Here is a 24,794-nt window from a genome sequence, read left to right on the forward strand (position 1 = left end):
GAAACCGGGAGACCCCCGTGACCACGACCGCCCGCCACCCCGGACGGATACGGATTCCTCAGCAGTCGGCAGGCCCCGACTCCCCGCTGACCAGCGAACCGCCGCTGCCCGACACGACGCCCCTCACCAGCGAGCCGCCCCTGACCGAGGCGGCACCCCTCACCAGCGAACCCACCGTCCGCGGCAGCGCGGGCGGTTCGGAGTCCCCCGGAGTGTGATGTGACCCTGGCCCGTCTCGCCGCCCGTCACGGCGTCGCCACCGAGTACAGCCCCTCCGCGGGCGTCACCGTCTCCGTGCCGGACGCCGCCGTGGTGGCCGTCCTCGGCGCCCTGGGCGTGGACGCGACCACCCCCGAGGCGGTCGACGCGGCCCTCGCCGCGGCGGAACGGGCCGAGCGGGAGCGGCTGCTGCCCCCCACCCTGGTCCGGCGGCGGGGGGAGGACGCCCTCTGCCCTCCGGCGGACCTGCCGCCCGGTACCCGACTGCGGGTCACCACGGAGGAGGGCGCGGTCCTCACCGGCGGCGACTGGGAGCGGCTGCCCCTCGGCGTCCACACGGTGGAGGCGACGGCCCCCGACGGGCGCGCCGCCACGAGCACCCTCATCGTGAGCCCCGCGCGCGTGCCCGGGCCCGACCGTCGCGCGTACGGGCTGCTCGTCCAGCTCTACTCGCTGCTGTCCACCCGCTCCTGGGGCATGGGCGACCTCGGGGACCTGCGGGAGCTCGCCACCTGGGCGGGCCGCACGCACGGCGCCGGCTTCGTCCAGGTCAACCCCCTGCACGCGGGCGTGCCCGGGGCGCCGAGCGACCCCTCGCCGTACCGCCCCTCCTCGCGCCGCTTCCCGGACCCGGTCCACCTGCGGATCGAGTCCGTCCCCGAGTACGCGCACGTGGACCCCGGCCACCGCGACGCGCTCGACCGCATCCTCGCCGAGGCGGCCGAACTGCGCGAACGGGTGCTCGGCAAAGGCGCCCTGATCGACCGTGACGCGGTGTGGGACGTCAAGCGACGGGCCCTGGAGCTCGTGGTCGGGAGCGTGGAGCTCGGGCCCGGGCGGCGCGCCGAGTACCACGACTTCCTCGCCGAGCGGGGCCGTGCCCTGGAGGACCACGCCACCTACCAGGCCCTCGCCGAGCGGCACGGCCCGCACTGGCGGGACTGGCCCGAGGAGCTGCGCGAGCCGCGCTCGGCGGAGCGCGCCGTGCGCGCCGACCCCGCCCTCGCGGCCCGGGTCGACTTCCACTGCCGGCTGGCCTGGCTGACGGACCGGCAGCTGGCCGAGGTCGCCGAGGCCGCCCGCGAGGCCGGGATGGCGGTCGGGATCGTCCACGACCTGGCCGTCGGCGTCCACCCGGAGGGCTCGGACGCCTGGGCGCAGCAGGACGCCTTCGCGGCGGGCATGTCGGTCGGCGCCCCGCCCGACGCCTTCAACGCCCGGGGCCAGGACTGGGGCCTGCCGCCGTGGCGGCCCGACGCCCTCGCCGCCGCCGGCTACGCCCCGTACCGCGGACTCCTGCGCGAACTCCTGCGCCACGCGGGCGCCCTGCGCATCGACCACGTGATGGGCTTGTTCCGGCTGTGGTGGGTGCCCGAGGGCAGCGAGCCCACCGCGGGGACGTACGTCCGGTACGACGCCGAGGCGATGCTCGCCGTCCTCGTCCTGGAGGCGCACCGCGCGGGCGCCCTCGTCATCGGCGAGGACCTCGGCACGGTCGAGCCGGGCGTACGGGAGGAGCTGTCCCGGCGCGGGGTGTTCGGGACCTCCGTGCTCTGGTTCGAGCGGGACTGGGCGGGCTCCGGCCGCCCGGTGCCCCCGGAGCGGTGGCGCGCGGAGTGCGTGGCCACGGCCACCACCCATGACCTGCCCCCGACGGCCGCCCGGCTCTCCGGCGACCACGTCGCCCTGCGGCACCGGCTCGGGCTCCTCGACGGCGACCCGGAGCGCGACCGGGCGGCGGACGCGGCCGAGACCACCGAGTGGCTGGGGCTCTTCCAGCGGCTCGGGCTGCTCCCGGAGGGAGCGGGGGACGAGCGGGCCGAGATCCTGGCGGTCCACCGCTTCCTGCTGAGCACCCCGGCCCGGATGGTGGGGGTGTGGCTGCCGGACGCGGTGGGGGACCGCAGGCCGCAGAACCTGCCGGGCACCTGGGACGAGTACCCCAACTGGCGGCTGCCGATCGCGGACCCGGGCGGTCAGCCCCTCACCCTGGAGCGCCTCACGGCCTCGCCCCGCGCCCACGCCCTGCTCCGCGAGCTGCACGCCCGCACGGACCCGGAGAGCGCCCGTACCGACCCCGGGAACGCCCGTACGGTACCCCCGGGCGCGCGGCCCGTTTAGGTGTTCGCTACTTTGGGGCTGTGGACAAGAAGAACGCCCTGCGCGCCGGCGCCGTCGCGGCCGGTACGACGCTGATGATGCTGCTCATGTCGTCCCCCGCGCTCGCGCTCACCCGCGACGACGGTGACGACCCGGCTCCCAAGCTGGAGGTCGTCGAGACCCTCGGCCTGTTCGTGGCCGCCCCGCTGGCGCTGTTCCTGGTCATCATCGGCCTGGTGATGGTGCTCGACAAGTCCAAGAAGGCCTGACCGCCTCCTCTCCGCCTCTCCGAGGGCGCCGCACGGTACCGACGTACCGTGCGGCGCCCTCGCGTGCGTTCACGCGCAAGACACCCCTGGAGCAGGACAAACCCCCTAGGGCAGGGCGTCCCCTAGGGCAGGACACCCCTCAGGCGGTCGTCGCGAGCAGCTTTCGCAGCAGTCCCGCCAGCTGCTCCGCCTCCTCGTCGGTGAGCGCCGCCTCCAGCGCCGCCCGCTGCTGCCCGAGCCCGGCCCCCACGGCCTGGTCCACGAGCTCCTTGCCGTGCTCGGTGAGCGTCACCCGCAGCCCGCGCCGGTCGTGCGGGTCGGGGCTGCGGGTCAGCAGCCCCGACTTCTCCAGCTTGTCCAGCCGGCCGGTCATCCCGCCGGTGGTGATCATCAGCGTGGCGGTCAGCTCGCGCGGTGAGAGCGTGTACGGCTCTCCGGACCTGCGCAGCGTCGCGAGCACGTCGAACTCCCCGAGTGCCATGCCGTAGGGCGCGTACGCCTTGTCCACCCGGCCGCGCATCGCGTTGGCGAGCCGGTAGATCCGCCCGAAGACGGCCATCGGCAGGGTGTCCAGGTCGGGTCGGACGACCGCCCACTGGTCGGCGATGGCGTCGACGGCGTCATGGGCGGGCGCCGGGGCCGGGGTGTTCGTCTCCATGGGGCCAGTCTCCTCTTCCGCGCGACTCGATGGCAAGAAAGCCACTTGCAAGTAAGTAGCTTAGTGCTAAGTTAATTACCGCCAAGCCAGTCCGGCGCACACCGGTCGGGCACTCCACAGCAGGGGGAACCGTCATGTCCCGCAAGGCCGCAGTCGTCGCACTCACCGCGCTCGCCCCGATCTCCTGGGGCTCCACCTACTTCGTCACCACGGAGTTCCTGCCGCCCGACCGGCCCCTCTTCACCGGCCTGATGCGCGCCCTGCCCGCCGGCCTCCTGCTCCTCGCCCTCACCCGCAAGCTCCCGCAGGGCGCCTGGTGGTGGAAGTCGGCGGTCCTCGGGGCCCTCAACATCGGCGCCTTCTTCCCGCTGCTCTTCCTCGCCGCCTACCGGCTGCCCGGCGGGGTCGCCGCCGTCGTCGGCTCCGTCGGCCCGCTCTTCGTCGTGGGTCTCGCCGCCCTCTTCCTCGGCGAGAGGCCCACCGTGAAGACCCTGCTCACCGCCGTGGCCGCCGCCTTCGGCGTCAGCCTCGTGGTCCTCAAGGCCGGTGCGGCCTTCGACATGGTCGGCGTGGTCGCCGGACTGCTCTCCTCGCTCTCGATGTCCGCGGGCATCGTCTTCACCAAGCGCTGGGGCCGCCCCGAGGGTGTCGGCGCCCTCGCGCTCACCGGCTGGCAGCTCACCGCGGGCGGCCTGGTCATCCTGCCGATCGCCTTCCTGATCGAGGGCGCTCCGCCGGTCCTGACCGGCACCAACCTGGCCGGCTACGCCTACCTCGCCCTCGGCAACACCGCGATCTCGTACTTCCTCTGGTTCCGCGGCATCGAGCGGCTGAGCGCCTCCTCGGCCACCCTCCTCGGCCCGCTCTCGCCGATCACCGCGGCCGTCATCGGCTGGGCGGCCCTCGGCCAGGCCCTCGGTCCGGTGCAGGTGCTCGGCATGGTGATCGCCTTCGGCGCGACCCTGGTCGGCCAGCTGGGGCCTCGTACCCCGAAGGTCCCGGTCGTACCGGTCGAATTGTTCAGCTCAACTGAACAGAACGGTCAGGAAGTTTCGATGGACCTGGAGGGTTCGGGGGTGGGACGGTAGGCGGCATGAGCCCGATCACCGCACGCCACCCGACCACCACCCCGACGACCACCACCCCGACGACCGGCACTCCTTCGACCGCCACCGGCACCACCACGACCGAGAAGCCGGCGCCCGCGAGAAAGCTCGCACGGGGCGCCGGCCTCGGCGTTCTCCTCGCCCTCCTCGCCACCGTCGTCTGGTCCGGCAGCTTCGTCGCCACCCGCGACATGGCCGACACCGTCCCGCCGGTCCAGGCCGTCTTCTGGCGCTGGATCATCGCGCTGCTCGCCGTCGCACCGTTCGCCGCCCGCCCGTTCCTGCGGCAGTGGCGGACGATCCGCCGCCACCTCGGATTCGTCGCCCTCGCCTCGCTGTTCGGCGTCGCCCTCTACAACACCCTCGTGCACCAGGCCGGGCTGACCACCTCCGCCTCCAACATGGGCATGATCATGGCCGCCTCCCCGGTGATCATGGCGGTGTACGCCCGGCTCGGCGGCGAACGCCTCGGCGCCCGCCGGATCCTCGGGATGCTGACCGCCGCGCTGGGCGTGCTCCTGCTCGTCGGAAAGGGCTCGCTCGCAGTCGACTTCGCCGCCGGCGACCTGTGGATGTTCGCCGCGGCCCTGTCCTTCGCCTCGTACAGCGCGCTGCTCAAGCGCAAGCCCGCCGAGATCGACGGACTCGCCTTCCTCTTCACCACCTTCCTGCTCGGCTCCCTGATGCTCGCCCCCGCGTACGCCGTGTCCCTCACCGTCCAGGGCGGGTTCACCGTCGGCCCCGCGACCGTCGGCCCCCTGCTGTACGTCGGCGTCTTCTCCTCCGCCGTCGCCTTCTTCGCCTGGAACAAGGCGATCGCCCTCGTCGGCGCGGCCCGCGCGGGTGTCGTCTACTACCTCCAGCCCGTCTGCGTCGCCCTGCTCTCGTACGCCCTCCTCGGCGAGCGGCTCGGCCTCGTCGGCGGTGCGAGCATGGCCCTCATCCTCGGCGGAGTGGCGCTGGCCTCGGCGCGAGGCCGCTGAGTGCCGCCCGCCCCGCCCGGTAGGTTGCGCCCCATGACCGAGTGGGACATCAAGAAGCTCCAGATCCTCCGCACCCTCCGTGACCGCGGCACCGTCACCGCGACCGCGGAGGCCCTGCTCATGACCCCCTCGGCCGTGTCCCAGCAGCTCACCAACCTCGCCAAGCAGCTCGGGGTACGGCTCCTCGAGGCCCAGGGCCGCCGGGTCCGCCTCACCGACGCCGCCCATCTGGTGCTGCGGCACGCGGAGGTGGTCTTCGCCCAGCTGGAGCGCGCCGACGCCGAACTCGACGGATACCTCCGGGGCGAGGCCGGGCAGCTGCGGGTGGCGGCCTTCTCGACGGCCGTGCCCGCCCTCGTCGTCCCCGCCGTACGGCAGCTGGGGACCGCCCACCCCGGGCTCGACATCCGCGTCCGGGAGGCCGAGGCGGCGGAGGCGTACGAGCTGCTCACGGCCGGCGAGGTCGACCTGGCGCTCTCGCTCGCCGCCCACGCGCCCTCGGTGCGCGACCCCAAGTTCAGCCGGGTGCCCCTACTCGCCGACCCCCTCGACGTCGCCCTGCCCGCCGGGCACGCGCTCGCCGAAGCGCCCGGCCTCCGCCTCGCCGACCTCGCCGCCGAGCCGTGGATCTTCGGCGGCTCCGGCCCCTGGTCGGAGATCACCACCGCCGCCTGCGAGGCCGCCGGCTTCGTGCCCGAGCAGGCCCACAGCGCCTCCGGCTGGACCGCGATCCTCGCCATGGTCGAGGCCGGGATGGGGATCGCGCTCGTGCCCCGGATGGCCTCCGCCGACCGCCGGAACGGCGCCGGGGTCGTCATGCGCGTCCTCTCCGCAGACCAGCCGCGCCGCCATGTCGTCGCGGCGGTACGGCGCGGGGCGGAGGAGGGCCCGGCGGTGGCCCGGGTGCTGGCCGCGCTCCGGCAGGCGGCCGCGGCCCGCGAAACCGTTCAGCAGAACTGAACGGCGTCATCGAAAACATTCGATGGACCGGAGAGGACGAGCGCGGGAAAGTCGAGTCATGAGCGACTTCGACGAGACCCAGGACCCGCACGCCAACGACGCCGCCCCCTACTCCGGCGGCGACCCGTACGCCGACTACCGGTCCGGTGACTTCCCCTTCACCGAGCTCGTCGACCTCGCCGACCGCCGCCTCGGCGCCGGTGTCGTCGCCGCCAACGACGAGTTCTTCTCGGAGCGCGAGAACCTCCTCGTCCGCGAGCGGGCCGTCTTCGACCCGGAGCACTTCGGCCACAAGGGCAAGATCATGGACGGCTGGGAGACCCGCCGCCGCCGCGGCGCCGACGCCGAGAACGTCTTCCCCGCCCCCGAGGACCACGACTGGGCGATCGTCCGCCTCGGCGCCCCCGGCGTGATCCGCGGCATCGTCGTCGACACCGCCCACTTCCGCGGCAACTACCCGCAGCGCGTGAGCATCCAGGCCACCGCGGTGGAGGGCTCGCCCAGCCCCGCCGAGCTGCTCGACGCGAAGTGGGAGGAGCTCGTCCCGCCGACCCCCGTGCGCGGCCACGCGGCGAACGGCTTCACGATCGACGCCGAGCGCCGCTACACCCACCTGCGCCTCTGCCAGCACCCCGACGGCGGCATCGCCCGCCTCCGCGTCCACGGCGAGGTCGTGCCCGACCCCGAGTGGCTGGAGCTCCTCGGCACCCTCGACCTGATCTCCGTACTCAACGGCGGCTCGTACGAGGACGCCTCGGACAGGTTCTACTCCTCGCCGACGCAGATCATCCTGCCGGGCACCTCGCGCAAGATGGACGACGGCTGGGAGAACCGCCGCCGCCGGGTACGCGGCACCAACGACTGGGTCCGCTTCCGGCTCGCAGCCCAGGGCGCCGTCCGCGCCGTCGAGATCGACACCGCCTACCTCAAGGGCAACTCGGCCGGCTGGATCGCGCTCCAGGGACGCAACGGCGAGACGGGCGAGTGGTTCGAGATCATCCCCCGGACCCGCCTCCAGCCCGACACCCTGCACCGCTTCAAGCTCGCCGCCCAGGCAGTCGTCACCCACGTCCGCCTCGACGCCTTCCCCGACGGCGGCGTCGCCCGGATGCGGCTCCACGGCACGCTGACGGAGCAGGGCGCGTCCGACCTGCGCGCCCGGTACGCGGCCCTCGGCGGCTGACCCGCGGGATCCCGCACTTCCGCCCGGCGGCGCGGCCGCGCGCCGACGCCCGCCCGCCGGGCGGACTCCAGACGCGGCGAAGGGGCACCTCCGTGGGGGAGGGTGCCCCTTCGCCGTCCGGTCGACGCCTGCGGAGATCATCCGGCTGGGCGCGACCGTCGGCCATCCGGGGGACCGATGAAACGATTCCGATCAACGGCGAGAAGAGGCGCGGCCCAACTGGCCGCCGCCCTCGCCCCCGCCGCGACCGTCGGCACCGGCGGCCGGCAGCGGATCGACTCCCTGGGCTGACCCCCCGTACATCGGAAGGGCCCCCGGACTCATCGGTCCGGGGGCCCTTCCTCACGTCACGACGTCACGACGTCACGCGCCGGCGGCCGCGTCCGCCGCCTGCGCCTTCAGGGCGCGCTCGACGCCCGCGCGGGACTCCGTCACCAGACGGCGCAGCGCCGGGGCCGGGTCGTGCTCCGCGATCCACGCGTCCGTGGCGTCCAGCGTCTCCTGCGAGACCTGGAGCGTCGGGTAGAGGCCGACCACGATCTGCTGGATGATCTCGTGGCTGCGGGTCTCCGAGACGCGCTTGATCGACGCGAAGTACTTCGCCGTGTACGGGGCGAGCAGCTCGCGCTGGTCGGACTGGACGAAGCCGCCGATGACGGCCTCCTGCACGGCGTTCGCCAGCTTGTCGTCCTCGACGACCGAGGCCCAGGCCTCGGCCTTCGCGGCCTCCGTCGGACGGGCCGCGCGCGCGGTCGCCGCGTGCCGCTCGCCCGCCGCCGTGCGGTCGCGCTCCAGCTCGGCGGCGATCTCCGGCTCGTCGAAGCGGCCGGTGGCCGCGAGGCGCTGCACGAACGCCCAGCGCAGCTCGGTGTCGACGGCCAGGCCCTCGATCACCACACCGCCGTCGAGCAGCCCGGCGAGCACGTCGAGCTCGGCGTCCGTACGGGCGGTCGCCGCGAAGGCCCGCGCCCACGCCAGCTGGTGGTCGCTGCCGCCCTCGGCGGCGCGCAGCTGCTCCTGGGCGAAGGTGCCCCAGCGGGACAGGCCCTCGGCGCGCCACTCCGGCGCCGCGTACAGCTCCAGGGCGGCCTTGACCTGGCCCTGGAGGGACTGGACGACGCCGATGTCGGACTCCTTGGCGACCCCGGAGAGCACGAGCTCCAGGTAGTCGCGGGTGGCCAGCTCGCCGTCGCGGGTCATGTCCCAGGCGGACGCCCAGCACAGGGCGCGCGGCAGCGAGTCGGCGAAGTCGCCGAGGTGCGCGGTGACGTTGGTGAGGGACACCTCGTCGAGGCGGACCTTCGCGTACGACAGGTCGTCGTCGTTGAGGAGGACGACGGCCGGTCGGGCCTTGCCCACCAGCTGCGGCACGGCGGTCAGCTCGGCGGCCTCGATGTCGAGTTCGAGGCGGTCGGTGCGGACCAGCTTGCCGCTCGCGTCGAGGTCGTAGAAGCCGATGGCGATCCGGTGCGGACGCAGGACGGCCTGGCCCTTGGCGCCGGCGGGCAGCGCGGGGGCCTCCTGCTTGACGGCGAAGGCGGTGATGGCACCGTTCTCGTCGGTCTCGATCTCGGGGCGCAGGATGTTGATGCCGGCCGTCTCCAGCCACGCCTTCGACCAGGTCTTCAGGTCACGGCCGGAGGTCTCCTCCAGCGCGCCGAGCAGGTCGGACAGGCGGGTGTTCCCGAAGGCGTGCGCCTGGAAGTAGGCCTGCACGCCCTTGAAGAACTCGTCCTGGCCGACGTAGGCGACGAGCTGCTTCAGGACGCTGGCGCCCTTGGCGTACGTGATCCCGTCGAAGTTGACGAGCACGTCCTCCAGGTCGTTGATCTCCGCCATGATCGGGTGCGTCGACGGCAGCTGGTCCTGGCGGTAGGCCCAGGTCTTCTCCGCGTTGGCGAAGGTCGTCCAGGCGTTCGGCCAGCGGGTGCCCGGCACGGAGGCCTGGCAGGCGACCGAGGTGTACGTGGCGAACGACTCGTTCAGCCAGAGGTCGTTCCACCACTCCATGGTGACGAGGTCGCCGAACCACATGTGGGCGAGCTCGTGCAGGATCGTCTCGGCGCGCCGCTCGTAGGCCGCGTCCGTCACCTTCGAGCGGAAGACGTACTGGTCACGGATGGTGACCGCGCCCGCGTTCTCCATCGCGCCGGCGTTGAACTCCGGTACGAAGAGCTGGTCGTACTTGGCGAAGGGGTAGTCGTAGGCGAACTTCTCCTGGAACCAGTCGAAGCCCTGCCGCGTGACGTCGAAGATGTGGTCGGCGTCGAGGAACTCGGCGAGCGACGGACGGCAGTAGATGCCGAGCGGGACGCTCTGCCCGTCCTTCTCGTACGAGGAGTGCACCGAGTGGTACGGGCCGACGATCAGCGCCGTGATGTACGTGGAGATCCGGGGCGTCGGCTCAAAGACCCAGACGTCGTCCTTCGGCGTCTCCGGCGTCGGCGAGTTGGAGATCACCGTCCAGCCCGTCGGGGCCTTCACGGTGAACTGGAAGGTCGCCTTCAGGTCGGGCTGCTCGAACGAGGCGAAGACCCGCCGCGCGTCCGGCACCTCGAACTGGGTGTACAGATAGGCCTGGTCGTCGACCGGGTCGACGAAGCGGTGCAGGCCCTCACCGGTGTTGGTGTACGCGCAGTCGGCGACGACCCTGAGCTCGTTGCGGCCCTGCTGCAGATGGCGCAGGGCGATCCGGGAGTCCCGGAAGACGGCGCCGATCTCCAGCGCGTGGCCGTTGAGCACGACCTCGTGGACGGCGGGGGCGACGAGATCGATGAAGGTCTCGGCACCGGCCTCGGCGGAATCGAAGCGGACGGTGGTGACGGACCGGTAGGTGCCGCCCTCCTGCGCACCGGTGAGGTCGAGTTCGACCTCGTACGCGTCCACGGTCAGCAGCGACGCCCGCTGCTTGGCCTCTTCACGGGTCAGGTTTGTGCCAGGCACCCGGTCAACTCCTCGGTTTCGTGACGTTTGGCCCATCCTTCCACGGGGTGCCTCAGCGGCGCACGGCACATTTCCACGGCCCGTCACCACTGATCCGCAGCAGCCCGGGCCCGGGCACCACCGCGCTCGCCCGGACCTCGCCGACCCCGTTGACCAGCAGGTCCCGCTCCTCGTCGTCGTAGAGCGGATCGTGTGGCGGGGTGTGCCGGTGCACGGTGAAGCGGGACTCGCCGTGGTGCAGGAAATCGAGTACCCCGGGCGGCCCCTCGTAGACCACCAGATCGTGGGCGCGCCCCTCGACGTGGCTGTCGAACCGGCGCGCGTGCGAGAGCGGCAGGACCCGCAGCGTCCAGGGGGCATCGGCCTCCACCCGCAGGGTCAGCGGCCGGGCGCGCGGGACGAGGGCGACCGTACGGGCGCGGACGTCGTCCTCGTACGCCGCGAGCAGGTACTCCCCGGCGCGGCCGTGGGCGTCGCAGGTCTCGATGGTGGTGGAGAGCGAGTGGTACGACTCGATCTCCAGGAGCACCCAGTGGCCCGGCGGCAGTCCGGGGTCGCAGCGCACGGTCTCCTTGCCGCGCCCCTGGTAGACGGCGGGCCGGAACTCCCCGCCGTACGGGTCGGACACCGGGACCGGCGGGGCGGCGGGCGGCGGGGGAGCGGGCGGCGGGACGTAGCCGGGGCCCGGGATCGGAGGCGGCGGGGACTCCACCACGATGCCGAAGTCCGTCGCGAGCCCGGCGAGCCCCGAGGCGTATCCCCGGCCGGCCGAGCAGAAGCACCAGCCGCCGTCCCGCCGGTGGAACTCCCCGAGGACGAAGGCCGTCTCCGCCGTCGCGCCCCCGATCGCGCGGTACGCCACCGGGTTCCCGGCCCCGTCCGTGACCCGCAGGTCGAGCCCCGGCACCTGCCCGAAGGCGCCCCCGTCCGTGGAGGCGGCGATCACCACGCGTCCCACGTCCGGCTCCACCCGCGCGAGGTCCAGCCACAGCCAGTCCGCGGCCGGGCTGCCGGGCACGCCCGGGGCCGACCTGCCCAGGTGCCGCGCGGCGCCCGAGGGGTGGTCGGTCCGGTTGTAGAAGACCAGATCGGCGTCGCCCCGGACCCGCTCGCCGGTCCCGAGGAGCAGCGCCGAGACGTCCACGTCGGGCACCCCGTGCCCGGTCCGCCAGCTGACCGCGACGTGGAGGGCCTGCGGGGGCACCGGGACGTCGGCTCCCGTCGGAATCCGGTTCATGGGGGAACTGTGGCACGGGGGGCACGCCGGAGGGGCGGCTCCCGGTAACAGGAAGCCGCCCCTCCGGAGGGTGCTGCGGGTCGGTCGGTGCGCGTCAGCCCTTGAGCTCGGCCGCGACGAGCTCCGCGATCTGCACCGCGTTCAGCGCGGCGCCCTTGCGGAGGTTGTCGTTGGAGAGGAACAGCGCGAGGCCGTTCTCGACCGTCTCGTCCACGCGGATGCGGCCGACGTACGAGGCGTCCTTGCCGGCGGCCTGGAGCGGGGTCGGGATCTCGGAGAGTACGACGCCCTCGGCGTCCTTCAGCAGCTCGTAGGCGCGCTCGACGCCGATCGGGCGCTCGAAGCGGACGTTGACCTGGAGGGAGTGGCCCGAGAAGACCGGGACGCGCACGCAGGTGCCGGAGACCTTGAGCTCCGGGATCTCCAGGATCTTGCGGGACTCGTTGCGGAGCTTCTGCTCCTCGTCGGTCTCGAAGGAGCCGTCGTCGACGATCGAACCGGCGAGCGGGACCACGTTGAAGGCGATCGGGCGCTTGTAGACGGCCGGCTCGGGGAACTCCACGGCCTCGCCGTCGAAGGCCAGCTGGTCGGCGTTCTCGGCGACGGCACACGCCTGCGTGCGCAGCTCGGCGACACCGGCCACGCCCGAGCCGGAGACGGCCTGGTAGGTGGTGGCGATCAGCGCGGTGAGGCCGGCCTCCTGGTGGAGGGGCTTGAGGACCGGCATGGCGGCCATCGTGGTGCAGTTCGGGTTGGCGATGATGCCCTTGGGACGGTCCTTGATCGCGTGCGGGTTGACCTCGGAGACGACCAGCGGGACCTCGGGGTCACGGCGCCAGGCGGAGGAGTTGTCGATCACGACGGCGCCCTGCGAGGCGACCTTCTCGGCGAGGGCCTTGGAGGTGGCGCCGCCGGCGGAGAAGAGGACGATGTCCAGGCCGGTGTAGTCGGCGGTGGAGGCGTCCTCGACCGTGACACCGTCGACGACGGTGCCGGCGGAGCGCGCGGAGGCGAAGAGCCGCAGCTCGTCGAGGGGGAAGTTCCGCTCGGCCAGGATGCTGCGCATGACTGTGCCGACCTGACCGGTGGCTCCGACGATTCCGACCTTCACGGGGACTCCTCCGTACGTATGTGCAGGGTGCTGCCGGTCCATGATGCGTATGTCCCGGGGCGCCTTGTCCAATCCATTGTCCACAGGTCGGGACGGCTGCCGGACGTCCTCGGGGACGATCAGGGGACGGGTGACGGGACGCGAAAGGGGCGGGCACCGGTTCCGGCGCCCGCCCCCTTCACGTACGGGGTACCACGGGTACTACGGGGTGACGGCGCCGATCAGGACGCTGCCGGAGCCCGCGACGGTGCCGCGGGCGTTGACCAGCTGGACCTCGCCGAAGAACTGACGGCCCTCGGGAGCCGCACCGGCGACCACGACCTCGGCCGCCACCTGGGCGGACGCGCCGTTGGCCAGGGGGTACGTCTTCGAGGCGTCGACCTGGACGGTGCCGAGCGCGGACGAGAAGTACACGTCCTTGTAGTCGTACGTGGTGCCGCCCTCGGCGTGCACCGCGTAGCCGTCGATGACGACGGTGTACGTGCCCGCGGCCGGCTTCACGAGGGAGACGGACTCCTCCGAGTCGCCGTCGGCCGACTGGGCGACCTGCTTGCCGTTCAGGCTGACCGTGAGGTCGAGGTCGGCGGCCTTGTCGGAGGTGTTGCCGATGGCGATGTCGAGACGCTCGACGCCCTCACCGATGGTGACGGTCTTCGTCTGCTTCTCGTGGTGCTGGATGGTCGGCGTCTCGCTCTTCTGCGAGCCGAGGGAGCCGCCCTTCAGGGCGCCCTGGATGCCCGCGAAGCGGTTCGTGACCGTCCACTGGACCGGGGCCGGGGTGCCGATCTTCGCCTCGGCGACCGTCTGGACGGCCGGGTCGAAGTCGGCGCCGAGGACGGAGACACCCAGGGTGTACGGGTTGTCCAGGTCCGGCGACGTACGGCGGGACTCGACCTCGATCTCCCAGACGCCGGGCGTCGGGTTCGCGTAGGACCGGAGGTCCGGGCGGCAGGTGTTGGCCGGGTTGTAGTGCGGGTAGCAACCCGTGGTGGCGGTCGGGTCGACCGGCACGCCGTACGGGTGGATCGCGATGAAGCGGGTCTGGCTCTTCGCCTTCAGACCGGCCAGCGAGATCTCCAGCGTCTTGGCGCCCTCGGGCACGGTGACGAAGTAGTGCTTCGTGCTGTTGCGCTGCACCGAGCCGGAGGCGGAGAAGCCGTAGCCCGGGGCGACCAGGTCGCTCGCGACGATCGAGGTGGCGAGGATCTGCTTGTCGACGCCCTCGGTGCGCTCGTCGTCGGCCTCCAGGATGACGCTGTGCGCGCCGGCGGTGGCGGCACGGGCCTGGAGCTTGACGGTGACCGGCTTGTTCAGCGGCAGGTCGATCTCGTCGTCGCCGAGGATGCGGAAGGTGCCGTCGTTGTACTTGAGGTCGAGCTCGTGCTCGATCGACCGGTCCGGGCCGCTCGTGCGCGTGATCGTGACGTCGTAGACGCGCTTCTGGCCGACCTTGAGGTCGCCCTCACGGTCGTACACACCGGTGCCGGTGTGCGGGGCCGGGAAGATCGCGGTGTCGACCGGGGCCTCGACCTTGTAGTCGTGCGCCGTGGCGCCGTCCTTGATCGAGTCCCAGGCCTCCTCGATGTCGATGAGGCCCGAGCCCTGCTCGTGTGCGGCGACACCGGAGATGCGCTGCGCGGTCGAGGTGAGGGCGGTGCGCAGGGTCAGCGGCGAGAGGGCGATGCCCTTCTGCTTCGCGGCCGAGAGCAGCAGCGCGCTCGCGCCCGCCGCCTGCGGCGCGGACATCGAGGTGCCGTTGAGCATGCCGTAACCGGCGGGCAGCGCGTAGCCGGACTCGGGGACACCGGCGCCGGCCTGCCAGGTCGGGATGGTGTTCACGGACGAGCCGGGGGCGGTGATCGTCGGGGTGAAGCCGCCGTCCTCACGCGGGCCGCGCGAGGAGAAGGGGAACATGGCGTACTTCTTCTCGACGGCCGAGCCGTAGTTGGCGGCCCAGGTCTCCTTGGAGACGGCCGCGCCGACCGAGATGACCTTGTCGGCCAGCGAGGGGTCGCCGATCGTGTTGATGCCGGGGCCCGAGTTGCCGGCCGAGATGACCAGCTGGACGCCGTACGTGTCGATCAGGCGGGTGTAGAGGCGCGAGCGGACGTTGTCGCCGTCGTTCTGCTGCGGCAGGCCGCCGATCGACATGTTGACGATGTCGACGCCGCGGTTGACGACGAGGTCCGTCATGCCCTCGGTGAGGGCGGTGTTGGTGCAGCCGCCGGTCCAGGTGCAGGCGCGCGAGGAGACGATCTTCGCGCCGGGGGCCGCGCCGTTCATCCGGCCGCCGAAGAGGCTGTTGGCCGCGGTGATGCCGGCGACGTGCGTGCCGTGCGAGGACTCGACGAGGCCGACGTTGACGAAGTCGCGCTTCTGGCCGACCCAGCTGCCGCCGAGCGGGTCCATCGCGACGTCCTTGCGGATCTCGACGACGAACGGCGTCTTCTCGACGACCTCGGTGGCCGGGTTGTCGGTACCGAAGTAGCCGATCTGGTACCCGTTCTTGTACGGCTTCATCGGCTCGTTGTCCGTGAAGTCGTTGTTCTGGTCGCTGTCCACGCGGACGGTGCCGGCGGCCGGGTCGTACAGCAGGCCGAAGACGTCGGTGGTGTCGCCGTCGCGGTTGATGTCACCGGCCGGGTCGCCGCCCGCGGTGACCGACTCCAGGAAGCGGCTGAACTGGTAGGAGCCCTCGGGCGCCTTCCAGCTCTGCGTGGAGGCGGTGAAGACCGGGCCCGCGACCGGGAGGTTCTGCAGACGCCAGGTGGCGTCGCCCTCGGTGATCGGGTCGGTGGCGGTGACCCAGTCGACGATCTTGCGCTCGCCGGTGGTGGTCTTCTGGAGGGCCGGGTGACCGAGGTCGACGCCGGAGTCCAGGATGCCGATGGTCACGCCGCGGCCGTCGGCCTTCGGGTGGTCCTTGACGAAGTCGACCGCGCCCGTCTCGTGCGAGGGGTTGTACGGGTTCTTCGCCGGGGTGTTCTTGCCCGGGGCCGGGTACGTCGTGGTGACGGTGGTGCCGTCGACGCCACCCGTGGCAGCGCCCGCGTCCGGGGTCGGGTCGTCCAGGACGATCTCGGCCTGGAGGTCGATCGACTGGACGGAGGAGAGCTTCGTGGCGGCCTTGATGGCGGCCTCGGCCTTCGCGGTCGGCAGCGTCGCGCGGACGTAGCCGAGGGCGTCCTGCTGCTTGCCGACGGAGGCGCCGGGGACGGCGTCGAGCTGGCCCGCGACCTGCTCGGTGGCGCCGGGGGCGGTGGCGACGAGGACGGTGACGTTCTTCTCGCCGCTCGCCTGGGCCTCGGTGAGGCGCTGGGCGTCGATGGCGCCGAGCTTGTCGGCCGGGTTCGAGGACTTCACCGGGGGAGTGGTCACCGGTGCCTCGGTGGCGAGCACGGGCGCGGCGCCGGTCGCGACGAGCGCGGCGACCAGGCCGGCAGCGGCGGCGATACGGGCCGCTCGTCTGTGCCCGGGCGTCGAGCTTCCGGGTATGGAGCTCCGAGTTTCGGGGGTGGTCATTTACATCCCTGTTTGTGAAAGGAGAGAGTCCGGATTTCGGTGCCGGATGACCGCTCAGCCTTTCGTAAACGACAGGGGTTTGTGGAGAGTTACCCCGGGCCGGTTTGCCGCCGCGGCGTAAACCCGCCAGCGCTCTCGATCCGCCACAGGGGAGAAAGCGGTTCGAAACGGGGCGGGTTCGTGGCCTCGCCGGGTCAGCTCTCCTTCGTGCGGGCGTAATGGCGCGAGGCCTTGGCCCGGTTGCCGCAGACCGCCATCGAGCACCAGCGGCGGGTGCCGTTCCGCGAGGTGTCGAAGAAGTGCAGGATGCACGCCTCGTGGGCGCAGGCCCGGATGCGGTCGGGCGCGGTGCGCAGCAGGTCGAGGTAGTCGCGAGCGGCGGTCCAGCCGGGCCCCCACGAGGGGTCCGCGAACTCGGCCTGCTCGCCGGGGCCTTCGGCGGTGAGCGTGGCCCGGATGCGGCCGTGACCGAGGACCGCGTCGACGCGGGCGGTGGCGGCGGGGTCGCCGGGGGCGTCGACGAGCGCGCCGAGGGCGTCCCGGGCGGCGAGCGTGTGGCGCAGGGTGCCGGCGTCGGCGGCGAACCGGTCCTCCAGACCGTTGACGGCGAGCCAGACGGCGAGTCCCTCGACGCCGGTGAGCAGGTCCTGACGGACGCCCTCCACGTTCCAGCGGGTGTTGAGCAGGTCGAGGGAGACGGGCTCGCCGGTGAGCGGCCGCGGGTCGGTGGCGGTCATGGCGGGCACCCTCCTCGATGAGCTAACCCCTCAAGAGTACGTGAGCGGTTGACGTCACCCGTACCTAACCTCTAATCTCGAATTAAAGGGTTAGCCCGAGGGAGGGTCGGCCACTGCGACGGAAGGGCACCCATGTCCGCGATCGGCACACTCGCCACCCACCATGTCGGCCTCAACGTCACCGACCTGGCACGCTCGCTGGCCTTCTACGGAGACGTCCTCGGCTTTGACGTCCTCGGCGAGGGCAAGGAGGAGGGGAGCGGCAGCCGCTACGCCTTCCTCGGTCAGGACGGCCGCCTGGTCCTCACCCTCTGGCAGCAGTCCGAGGGCGTGTACGACTCCGGCCGGCCCGGCCTGCACCACCTCGCCTTCGAGGCCGAGTCCATCGAGCACGTCCGCGCCGCCGAGGCCGCGCTCACCGCGCGCGGCGCCTCCTTCGCGTACGAGGGCGTCGTCGCCCACCACGAGGGCGCGGCCTCCGGCGGCATCTTCTTCCACGACCCGGACGGCACCCGCCTGGAGATCTCGGTCCCGAAGGGTGCGGAGGAAGCTCCGTCCCCGTCCGACTCGGCCCCGACCTGCGGCTTCTTCTAGCCGGACCTGGTCGTCAGCCAGCCGCCGACGGCGCGTTGTGGGCAGTCGTTCCGCAGGGCTGGGGGTCCCCCCTCCGGGGGAGGGCGGGCACAACCCCGAACGCGCCACCCGCGCCAGGGCCCGAGGCCCGCACCACGACGAACCCGCACCATAGGGAGGCCCGCCATGGACCCGTACAGCCCCGGCTCTCGCGCCGTACAGGAACGCCTTGGCGTCCGCGACCTCGCGGAACACGTCGGCCGGTCCATCACCGCCGGCATCCGCCCCGTCGCCGCCGCCTTCCTGGAGGCCCGGCCGATGCTGGTGATCGGCGCGGCGGACGAGGCGGGCCGCGTCTGGTCGACCCTGCTCACCGGCCCGCCCGGCTTCGTCCGGGCCACCGGCCCGCACACGGTCTCGGTCGCCGCCGCCCTCCCCGAGGGCACGCCCGACAGCGCCCCCGTCGGCACGATCGCCCTCGACCCCCGCACCCGACGCCGCATGCGCCTCAACGGCATCGCGCGGCCCAGCGCCCGAGGGTTCACGATCGAGGCCGATCAGGTCTTCTCCAACTGCCCGAAGTACCTACAGAAGCGGGAGTTGTACGGCTCCGAGGCCGCCCGCCCCGACGCCGGTGCCGTGCGGCACGGCGAGGCGCTCACCCCCGACCAGGTGCGCCGCGTCCGTGCCGCCGACACCTTCTTCGTCGCCACCACCGCGCCCGACGGCCTCGACGCGAGCCACCGCGGGGGCAACCCGGGCTTCGTCCGGGCCGACACGCCCAGGGACCTGAGCTGGCGGGACTACCCCGGCAACGCGATGTTCCTGACGCTGGGCAATCTGGCGGAGGACGGCCGCGCCGGGCTGCTCTTCCTCGACTGGGAGACGGGGACGACGCTCCAGCTCAGCGGCCTCGCCCGCACCGAGTACGGCCCCGAGGGGCGTGTCGTCCGCTTCCGTGTCGACCGCACGGTGGAGACCCCGGGCGGCAGCCCCCTGCGCTGGTCGGCACCGGAGTACTCCCCGGCCAACCCGCCGACACCCTGACCCGCCGAGCCCCCGACCGAGGACCGCCCGTGCCCGCCACCACCCCGGCCACCACGTCGACCACCGTTCCCCCGGCTCCGGCGCCGATCCCGGCCCGCCCCCGGCCCCCCGCCCGCCCCCGGCCCCCGCCCGCCCCCGTCCCCGGGTCCTCCTCGTCGGGACCGCGACCGCCGTCACCGCGCTCCTCCTCCTGGTCGCCGTCGGCACCCTCCTCCGCCAGCCCCTGCTCATCCCGCCGCTCGCCGCGAGCATGGCGCTGGTCGCGGGCGCCCCCGACCTGCCGCTCTCCCAGCCGCGCTCGGTCGTCGGCGGCCAACTGCTCTCCGCCCTCACCGGTTTCGCGGTCCTCGCCGTGGCGGGACCCGGCCTCTGGGGCGCCGCCGTCGCGGGCGGCCTCGCCCTCGGCGTGATGATGTGCGCCCGCACCCCGCACTCGCCCGCCGCGGCGACCGCCGTGATCGTCGCGCTCCAGGCCCCGCCGTTCTGGTCGTTTCTCGGCCTTCTCGCCGCCGCCTCCCTCCTCCTGGTCTCCGTCGGCCTCGCCGGCGCCCGTGCCGCGGGGCGGACCTATCCCACGTACTGGTTCTAACCTCTGTGCATGAAGCAGGAGTTGAGGGTGGCGGCCTACGCCGTGTGCGTCCGCGACGGCGAGGTCCTCCTCGCCCGCTGGGTGTCGAGCGACGGCAGGAAGCGGTGGACCCTGCCGGGCGGCGGCATGGACCACGGCGAGGAGCCGGTCGACACCGTCGTCCGCGAGGTCGAGGAAGAGACCGGGTACCTCACCGAACCCACCGCCCTCCTGGGGATCGACTCGATCCGCCGTGGTCGGCTCCGCCGCCTCGCCGGTCCCGGCGACTTCCAGGGCCTGCGGATCATCTACGAAGCGCAGGTCACCGGGGGTGTCCTGCGCAACGAGACCGGCGGCTCCACGGACCTCGCCGCCTGGCATCCGCTGGCCGACGTCCCCGGCCTGCCGCGCGTCGAGCTCGTCGACATCGGCCTCGACCTGTGGCGCGAGCGACCCCCCGTGGGCCGCTCCCGCCTCGCCGATCCGTCGAACGGCTGACCCCCTCCTCGCGCCCCACGGCACCTCTCCGCCGAAGGGCTGAAAAGCGCTCAACCGTCACCGACCCTCTCAACCGTCCCGCAACCCCCGTGGTCCTCCCCGCCGACCGCAGTACACGCACAGCAGAACTTCAGGGGAGCCCGCATGTCAGCCGTCCGCACGACCCGCACCGTCCTCGCCGCCGCCCTGGTCGCGGGGCTCACCGCCACGGCGCTCGCCACCCCCGCCCTCGCCGCCGCGCCCGCTCCTGCGAAGGCGAAGCAGGACCACGCCGCCACCCAGCAGGCCCTCGACGCCGCGGTCGCCGCGGGCGTCCCCGGCGCCGTCGCCCAGGCCCGCGACGCGAAGGGCGCCTGGACCGGCACCGCCGGCGCGCGCAAGGGCGACGACCGCTACCGCGTCGGTTCCATCACCAAGACCTTCGTCGCCACCGTCCTCCTCCAGCTCCAGGCCGAGGGCCGCATCGACCTCGACGACCCGGTCGAGAAGTGGCTTCCCGGAGTCGTCCAGGGCAACGGCCACGACGGCCGGAAGATCACCGTCCGCCAGCTGCTCAACCACACCAGCGGGGTCTACAGCGTCACCTCCGACCCCGGATTCCAGGAGAAGGTCTTCGGTCCGGCCTTCCTGGAGCACCGCTACGACCGCTGGACCCCGCGCCAGCTCGTCGACATCGCGATGACCCACGCCCCGGACTTCGCCCCCGGCACCGACTGGAACTACTCCAACACCAACTACGTCCTCGCGGGCATGGTGATCGAGAAGGTCACCGGCCGCCCGTACGGCAAGGCGGTCGAGAACCGCATCATCAAGCCGCTCAAGCTCCGTGCCACCAGCGTCCCCGGCACCGACGTGCGGATGCCGAAGCCGAGCTCCCCCGCCTATTCCAAGCTCTACCGCGACCCGAACGCGCAGATCCACGACGTCAGCAAGCTGAGCCCCACCCTCGCCTACGCGGCCGGCGAGATGATCTCCGACTCCAACGACCTGCAGACCTTCTACCGCGCCCTGCTCAAGGGCAAGCTTCTCCCGAAGGCCGAGCTGCGGGAGATGACCACCACCATCCCGATCTCCCCCGAACTCCCCGGGGCGGGCTACGGACTCGGGCTCATGAAGCAGAAGCTGAGCTGCGGCAAGGAGGTCTGGGGCCACGGCGGCGGCATCCACGGCTCCTCCTCCGACGCCCAGGTCACCCGTGACGGCAGCCACTCGATCGCCCTGAACTTCAACGCCGACTGGACGGGTGACAGCCAGCCCGTCCTGGAGGCCGAGTTCTGCGGCACCGTCCCGAAGAAGTAGCCCTCACCGGGGCAGGACGACGACATACGCGCTGGGCTGCCGGTCCGGCGCGGCCATCAGGGCCGTACGGACCACGGTGGCCTGCTGGTCGAGGGCCTCGCGCAGCTTGCGCGGGGTCAGGTGGACGACCGTGATGCCGAGCCGCTCCAGGTGCTCGCGCTTGCGGGTGTACTCCGACCACAGCGCGTCGTCGTCCTGCCGCGGCGCCCGGGTGTCCAGCTCGACGGCGACCGCCTGGTCCGGCCAGTAGGCGTCCACCCCGCCGAGGTGCGGGCCGCCCGGCAGCCGCAGATCCACGTTCCACAGCGGGTCCGGCAGCCCGAACTCCCGCACCATCTCGTACAGCCGCTCCTCGGAGAGCGAGCGCCCCTCCACGAGGAGCGTGTCCACCGCGTCCACCACGTGCGGCCGGGTCAGCAGCCGCGCCCGGCTCAACTCCCGGACGATCGAAGCCGGTTCGCAGTGGCCGCCGCGGACCGCCTCGGTGAGCAGCCGGCGCACGGTCTCGGCGTCGTCGAGGCCCGCGACCGCGTCGGCGACGGCGCGGGCGGCCGGGGCGACGGGGAGGCCGGTGAGCTCCACGGGCTCCGGGTGCTCGGCGGCGCGCACCACCCGCACCCAGCCGGTGGAGCGCAGCCGCCGGGTGCGCGGGACGAGCACGTCGATCCGGTCCAGGGCGGTGAGCGGGGGAGCGGAGGAGAAGCGGTGCAGGGTCAGCGCCGCGAGGCCGGTGATCATCGCCTCGGGGCCCTGCGGGGGCACGGAACCGCCCCGACGGGCGTACAGGAGCGCGGCGTTGAGCCGGTCCTCGCTGGTCGGAGGGCCGGCCTGGAGGAGGAAGACACCGGGGAGCAGCTGCTGCCAGCCGCCGCCGGGCCGGCAGCGCGCGGCGACCTCGCCGGCCGGAATGCCCTGGGACCTCAACTGGGGGGCGGACGCGAGCCGTTGGGTGCGGCCGGTGCGGGAGGAGAGGGGAGGGGGCGGGGGGTGATGGGGGTGTTGTGGTTCATGCCGGGGGTCTTCCGCCTCCGAAGGCTCCCCTAACCTCTGTTACACGCTCGTCGACATTCAGGGACAAGCTCGCCCTAAAGTACGCGCGTTCGAGTGCCGATGAGGGCGGCCGGCATCGCGGCACACATGCCGACGGGGGCCGCGCGCCGAAGCGCACGGCCCCCGCCGGAGCGTCGGCCCTATGCCGCCAGGCGGTCGCAGGCCTGCGCGCGCAGCGCCCGCGCCAGGTCGTCCCGCGCCTCCAGGACGAGGCGGCGCAGCGCCGGCGCGGCCGACTCGTGCGCCGTCAGCCAGGCGTCCGCCGCGGCCAGCGTCCCGTCACTGTCCTGGAGCCCCGGGAAGAGGCCCTTGACGACGTCCATGGCGATCTGGATCGAACGGTCGGCCCACAGCCCCTCGATCGCCGCGAAGTACTTCTCCGCGTACGGCGCGATCAGCTCGCGCTGCGAGGGCTGGACGAAGCCCGCGATCGTCGCCTCCACCAGCGCGTTCGACAGGGTGTCCGACTCGACGACCTGCGCCCAGGCCTGCGCCTTGACCGCGGCCGAGGGCCGCGAGGCGAGCAGCCGCACCTGGTGGCGCTTGCCCGTCGCCGTGTCGTCCCGGGAGAGCTCCTCGCCGATCCGGTCCTCGCCCGCGCGGCCGTGCACGGCCAGCGGGGAGAGCAGCGCCCAGCGCAGCTCCTGGTCGACATCGAGCCCGTCGATCTTCGCCGTGCCGTCGAGCAGCCCCTCGAGGAGCTGGAAGTCGGCGTCCGAACCGGCCGTGGCCGCGAAGAACCGCGCCCAGGTCAGCTGGTGCTCGCTGCCCGGCTCGGCCAGCCGCAGCTCGCGCAGCCCGCCCTCGGCGAGCAGCAGCCCGCCCTCCTCGCGCCACTCGGGCGCCGCGTAGAGGGTGACCGCCGACTTCGTCCACGCCTGCACCATCTGGACCACGCCGATGTCCGTCTCGCGGCCCGCGAAGGCGAGCGCGACGGAGACGAAGTCGCGGGCGGGCATCAGCCCGTCACGCGTCAGGTTCCACAGCGCCGACCAGCACAGGGCGCGGGCCAGCGGGTCGGTGATGTCGCCGAGGTGCGCGCGCAGGGTGGCGAGCGAGCCCTCGTCGAAGCGGACCTTGCAGTAGGTCAGGTCGTCGTCGTTGACGAGCACGAGGTCGGGCTTCTCCTCGCCCGCCAGCTCCGCGACGACGGTCCGGGCGCCGGTGATGTCGGCCTCGGCGCGGGCGAAGCGCACGAGGTCGCCGTCGGCCGACAGCCGGTAGAGGCCGACCGCCGCCCGGTGCGGACGCGGCTCGCCGCCCTCCTGGACGACGGCGAGCTCGGTGATCCGGCCCTCCGCGTCGTAGGTGACGGCCGGGGTCAGCGTGTTCACACCGGACGTCTGGAGCCAGGACTTCGCCCAGGACGTCATGTCGCGGCCCGAGGTCTCCTCCAGGATCGCCAGGAGGTCGGCGAGGCGCGTGTTCCCGTAGGCGTGGCGCTTGAAGTAGCGGCGCGCGCCCTCCAGGAACGCGTCCCGGCCCGCGTACGCCACGAGCTGCTTCAGCACCGACGCGCCCTTGGCGTACGTGATGCCGTCGAAGTTGAGCTTGGCGTCCTCCAGGTCACGGATGTCGGCCGTGATCGGGTGCGTGGACGGCAGCTGGTCGGCGCGGTAGGCCCAGGCCTTGCGGTTGTTGGCGAAGGTGACCCAGCTGTTGGTGAAGCGGGTCGCCTCGGCGTTCACGAAGGAGCCCATGAAGTCCGCGAAGGACTCCTTCAGCCACAGGTCGTCCCACCACACCATGGTGACGAGGTCGCCGAACCACATGTGCGCCATCTCGTGGAGGATGACGTTGGCCCGGCTCTCGTACGCGGCCTGGGTGACCTTGCCCCGGTAGATGTACTCCTCGCGGAAGGTCACCATGCCCGGGTTCTCCATCGCGCCGAGGTTGTACTCGGGGACGAAGGCCTGGTCGTACTTCCCGAAGGGGTACGGGTAGTCGAAGTTGTCGTGGAAGAAGTCGAAGCCCTGCTTGGTGATCAGGAAGACGTCGTCCGCGTCGAAGTGCTTCGCGAGGCTCTTGCGGCACATCGCGCCGAGCGGGATCTCCAGCTCGGTTCCGTCGGCGAGCGCGCGCGTGTAGTTGTCCGTCACGTAGTGGTAGGGGCCCGCCACGACGCACGTGATGTACGTGGAGATCGGCGCCGTCTCGGCGAACTGCCAGACACCCTCGGCGTCCCGCTCCCCGGCGCCGTTCGACCAGACCGTCCAGCCCTCGGGCGCGGTCACCGCGAAGCGGTACGGGGCCTTGAGGTCGGGCTGCTCGAAGTTGGCGTACACGCGGCGGGCGTCGGCCGGCTCGTACTGCGTGTAGAGGTAGACCTCGCCGTCCTCCGGGTCGACGAAGCGGTGCATGCCCTCGCCGGTCCGGCTGTAGGCGCACTGCGCGTCCACGACCAGCACGTTCTCGTCGGCGAGGCCGTCGACGGCGATCCGCGAGCCGTCGAAGACGACGGCCGGGTCCAGCGAGCGGCCGTTGAGGGTGACCGCGTTCACGGACGGGGCGATCAGGTCGACGAACGTGCTCGTGCCCTCGCCGGTGCGGCGGAAGCGGATCGTCGTCTCCGAGCGGAAGGTGCGCACCGCCTCGGCGGAGTCGCCGACCGCCGAGCGCAGGTCGAGGACGACCTCGTACCCGTCGACGGACAGCAGCGCGGCCCGCTCGTGGGCCTCGTCGCGGGACAGATTCTCACCGGGCACGGTCACTCCTTCGTGGCACGTCGAAA

20 protein-coding genes are annotated in these 24,794 nt (G+C 72.7%); 12 read left to right on the forward strand and 8 right to left on the reverse strand.

The window, feature by feature from the left end; all coding sequences use genetic code 11:
- The first annotated feature begins 17 nt into the window (after positions 1–17).
- Genes DEJ46_RS26230 through DEJ46_RS26240 form a run of 3 tightly spaced genes read left to right on the forward strand, consistent with a single transcriptional unit; the run spans position 18 to position 2,588 of the window.
- Positions 18–218 (forward strand): hypothetical protein, encoded by a 201-nt coding sequence (locus DEJ46_RS26230; protein ID WP_150270196.1) that lies wholly within the window; start codon positions 18–20, stop codon positions 216–218.
- A 1-nt stretch (position 219) separates the two neighbouring features.
- Entirely contained in the window at positions 220–2,340 is a 2,121-nt protein-coding gene (gene malQ / locus DEJ46_RS26235; RefSeq protein WP_150270197.1) for a 4-alpha-glucanotransferase, read from the forward strand.
- Between the two features lie 20 nt (positions 2,341–2,360).
- On the forward strand, positions 2,361–2,588 hold the full coding sequence (locus DEJ46_RS26240; protein ID WP_024755554.1) for a hypothetical protein: 228 nt from the start codon (positions 2,361–2,363) through the stop codon (positions 2,586–2,588).
- Between the two features lie 139 nt (positions 2,589–2,727).
- On the opposite strand, the gene DEJ46_RS26245 is transcribed toward DEJ46_RS26240, so the two are convergent.
- Positions 2,728–3,246 carry a MarR family winged helix-turn-helix transcriptional regulator gene (locus tag DEJ46_RS26245; protein WP_150270199.1) on the reverse strand — a complete coding sequence of 173 codons (519 nt, stop codon included), beginning with the start codon at positions 3,244–3,246 and terminating at the stop codon, positions 2,728–2,730.
- 134 nt (positions 3,247–3,380) lie between these two features.
- On the opposite strand from DEJ46_RS26245, the gene DEJ46_RS26250 reads away from it, so the two are divergent.
- Genes DEJ46_RS26250 through alc form a run of 4 tightly spaced genes read left to right on the forward strand, consistent with a single transcriptional unit; the run spans position 3,381 to position 7,478 of the window.
- Entirely contained in the window at positions 3,381–4,334 is a 954-nt protein-coding gene (locus tag DEJ46_RS26250) for an EamA family transporter (RefSeq protein ID WP_150270201.1), read from the forward strand.
- Positions 4,335–4,339: 5 nt separating this feature from the next.
- Positions 4,340–5,335 (forward strand): DMT family transporter, encoded by a 996-nt coding sequence (locus DEJ46_RS26255; RefSeq protein WP_150270203.1) that lies wholly within the window; start codon positions 4,340–4,342, stop codon positions 5,333–5,335.
- 33 nt (positions 5,336–5,368) lie between these two features.
- Positions 5,369–6,295, forward strand: coding sequence for a LysR family transcriptional regulator (locus DEJ46_RS26260; protein WP_150270205.1), 927 nt, complete (start codon positions 5,369–5,371; stop codon positions 6,293–6,295).
- A 58-nt stretch (positions 6,296–6,353) separates the two neighbouring features.
- Complete coding sequence (gene alc / locus DEJ46_RS26265; RefSeq protein ID WP_150270207.1) at positions 6,354–7,478, forward strand: allantoicase; 1,125 nt, start codon at positions 6,354–6,356, stop codon at positions 7,476–7,478.
- A 363-nt stretch (positions 7,479–7,841) separates the two neighbouring features.
- Here the strand turns inward: alc and pepN (DEJ46_RS26270) are convergent, their stop codons facing one another.
- From pepN (DEJ46_RS26270) to DEJ46_RS26290, 5 genes are all read right to left on the reverse strand, one after another.
- Positions 7,842–10,421, reverse strand: coding sequence for an aminopeptidase N (pepN, locus tag DEJ46_RS26270; protein ID WP_150270209.1), 2,580 nt, complete (start codon positions 10,419–10,421; stop codon positions 7,842–7,844).
- Positions 10,422–10,473: 52 nt separating this feature from the next.
- The gene (locus DEJ46_RS26275) at positions 10,474–11,658 is read right to left on the reverse strand and encodes a TerD family protein (RefSeq protein ID WP_190622889.1); all 1,185 of its coding nucleotides are present in this window, start codon (positions 11,656–11,658) and stop codon (positions 10,474–10,476) included.
- A gap of 94 nt (positions 11,659–11,752) precedes the next feature.
- The gene (locus DEJ46_RS26280; protein WP_150270210.1) at positions 11,753–12,769 is read right to left on the reverse strand and encodes an aspartate-semialdehyde dehydrogenase; all 1,017 of its coding nucleotides are present in this window, start codon (positions 12,767–12,769) and stop codon (positions 11,753–11,755) included.
- A gap of 201 nt (positions 12,770–12,970) precedes the next feature.
- The gene (locus tag DEJ46_RS26285; RefSeq protein WP_150270212.1) at positions 12,971–16,291 is read right to left on the reverse strand and encodes a S8 family serine peptidase; all 3,321 of its coding nucleotides are present in this window, start codon (positions 16,289–16,291) and stop codon (positions 12,971–12,973) included.
- Between the two features lie 194 nt (positions 16,292–16,485).
- Entirely contained in the window at positions 16,486–17,028 is a 543-nt protein-coding gene (locus DEJ46_RS26290) for a CGNR zinc finger domain-containing protein (protein ID WP_150270214.1), read from the reverse strand.
- Positions 17,029–17,160: 132 nt separating this feature from the next.
- On the opposite strand from DEJ46_RS26290, the gene DEJ46_RS26295 reads away from it, so the two are divergent.
- The 5 genes from DEJ46_RS26295 to DEJ46_RS26315 all read left to right on the forward strand — a co-directional run bounded on the left by DEJ46_RS26295 (position 17,161) and on the right by DEJ46_RS26315 (position 21,013).
- Positions 17,161–17,622, forward strand: coding sequence for a VOC family protein (locus DEJ46_RS26295; protein WP_150270215.1), 462 nt, complete (start codon positions 17,161–17,163; stop codon positions 17,620–17,622).
- Between the two features lie 165 nt (positions 17,623–17,787).
- A complete protein-coding gene (locus DEJ46_RS26300; protein WP_150270217.1) occupies positions 17,788–18,648 on the forward strand; it encodes a pyridoxamine 5'-phosphate oxidase family protein in 861 nt (286 codons plus the stop codon).
- 250 nt (positions 18,649–18,898) lie between these two features.
- Positions 18,899–19,237, forward strand: coding sequence for an HPP family protein (locus DEJ46_RS26305; protein WP_317852195.1), 339 nt, complete (start codon positions 18,899–18,901; stop codon positions 19,235–19,237).
- A gap of 9 nt (positions 19,238–19,246) precedes the next feature.
- Positions 19,247–19,714 (forward strand): NUDIX hydrolase, encoded by a 468-nt coding sequence (locus tag DEJ46_RS26310; RefSeq protein WP_150270219.1) that lies wholly within the window; start codon positions 19,247–19,249, stop codon positions 19,712–19,714.
- A gap of 144 nt (positions 19,715–19,858) precedes the next feature.
- A complete protein-coding gene (locus DEJ46_RS26315) occupies positions 19,859–21,013 on the forward strand; it encodes a serine hydrolase domain-containing protein (RefSeq protein ID WP_150270220.1) in 1,155 nt (384 codons plus the stop codon).
- Positions 21,014–21,016: 3 nt separating this feature from the next.
- Here DEJ46_RS26315 and DEJ46_RS26320 read toward each other — a convergent pair whose 3' ends face one another.
- Both DEJ46_RS26320 and pepN (DEJ46_RS26325) read right to left on the reverse strand, forming a co-directional pair.
- A complete protein-coding gene (locus tag DEJ46_RS26320) occupies positions 21,017–21,937 on the reverse strand; it encodes a hypothetical protein (RefSeq protein WP_223835098.1) in 921 nt (306 codons plus the stop codon).
- A gap of 266 nt (positions 21,938–22,203) precedes the next feature.
- The gene (gene pepN / locus DEJ46_RS26325; RefSeq protein ID WP_150270222.1) at positions 22,204–24,768 is read right to left on the reverse strand and encodes an aminopeptidase N; all 2,565 of its coding nucleotides are present in this window, start codon (positions 24,766–24,768) and stop codon (positions 22,204–22,206) included.
- Between the last annotated feature and the right edge of the window lie 26 nt (positions 24,769–24,794).

Source organism: Streptomyces venezuelae, assembly GCF_008642375.1.
Taxonomy (GTDB): domain Bacteria; phylum Actinomycetota; class Actinomycetes; order Streptomycetales; family Streptomycetaceae; genus Streptomyces; species Streptomyces venezuelae_G.

Coding starts and splice junctions, on each gene's coding strand:
- DEJ46_RS26295 (WP_150270215.1), top strand. CDS start 17,161: ATGTCCGCGATCGGCACACTCGCCACCCACCATGTCGGCCTCAACGTC.
- DEJ46_RS26275 (WP_190622889.1), bottom strand. CDS start 11,658: ATGAACCGGATTCCGACGGGAGCCGACGTCCCGGTGCCCCCGCAGGCC.
- DEJ46_RS26290 (WP_150270214.1), bottom strand. CDS start 17,028: ATGACCGCCACCGACCCGCGGCCGCTCACCGGCGAGCCCGTCTCCCTC.
- DEJ46_RS26245 (WP_150270199.1), bottom strand. CDS start 3,246: ATGGAGACGAACACCCCGGCCCCGGCGCCCGCCCATGACGCCGTCGAC.
- DEJ46_RS26255 (WP_150270203.1), top strand. CDS start 4,340: ATGAGCCCGATCACCGCACGCCACCCGACCACCACCCCGACGACCACC.
- DEJ46_RS26285 (WP_150270212.1), bottom strand. CDS start 16,291: ATGACCACCCCCGAAACTCGGAGCTCCATACCCGGAAGCTCGACGCCC.
- DEJ46_RS26310 (WP_150270219.1), top strand. CDS start 19,247: ATGAAGCAGGAGTTGAGGGTGGCGGCCTACGCCGTGTGCGTCCGCGAC.
- alc (WP_150270207.1), top strand. CDS start 6,354: ATGAGCGACTTCGACGAGACCCAGGACCCGCACGCCAACGACGCCGCC.
- DEJ46_RS26260 (WP_150270205.1), top strand. CDS start 5,369: ATGACCGAGTGGGACATCAAGAAGCTCCAGATCCTCCGCACCCTCCGT.
- DEJ46_RS26315 (WP_150270220.1), top strand. CDS start 19,859: ATGTCAGCCGTCCGCACGACCCGCACCGTCCTCGCCGCCGCCCTGGTC.
- DEJ46_RS26250 (WP_150270201.1), top strand. CDS start 3,381: ATGTCCCGCAAGGCCGCAGTCGTCGCACTCACCGCGCTCGCCCCGATC.
- DEJ46_RS26305 (WP_317852195.1), top strand. CDS start 18,899: ATGGCGCTGGTCGCGGGCGCCCCCGACCTGCCGCTCTCCCAGCCGCGC.
- DEJ46_RS26300 (WP_150270217.1), top strand. CDS start 17,788: ATGGACCCGTACAGCCCCGGCTCTCGCGCCGTACAGGAACGCCTTGGC.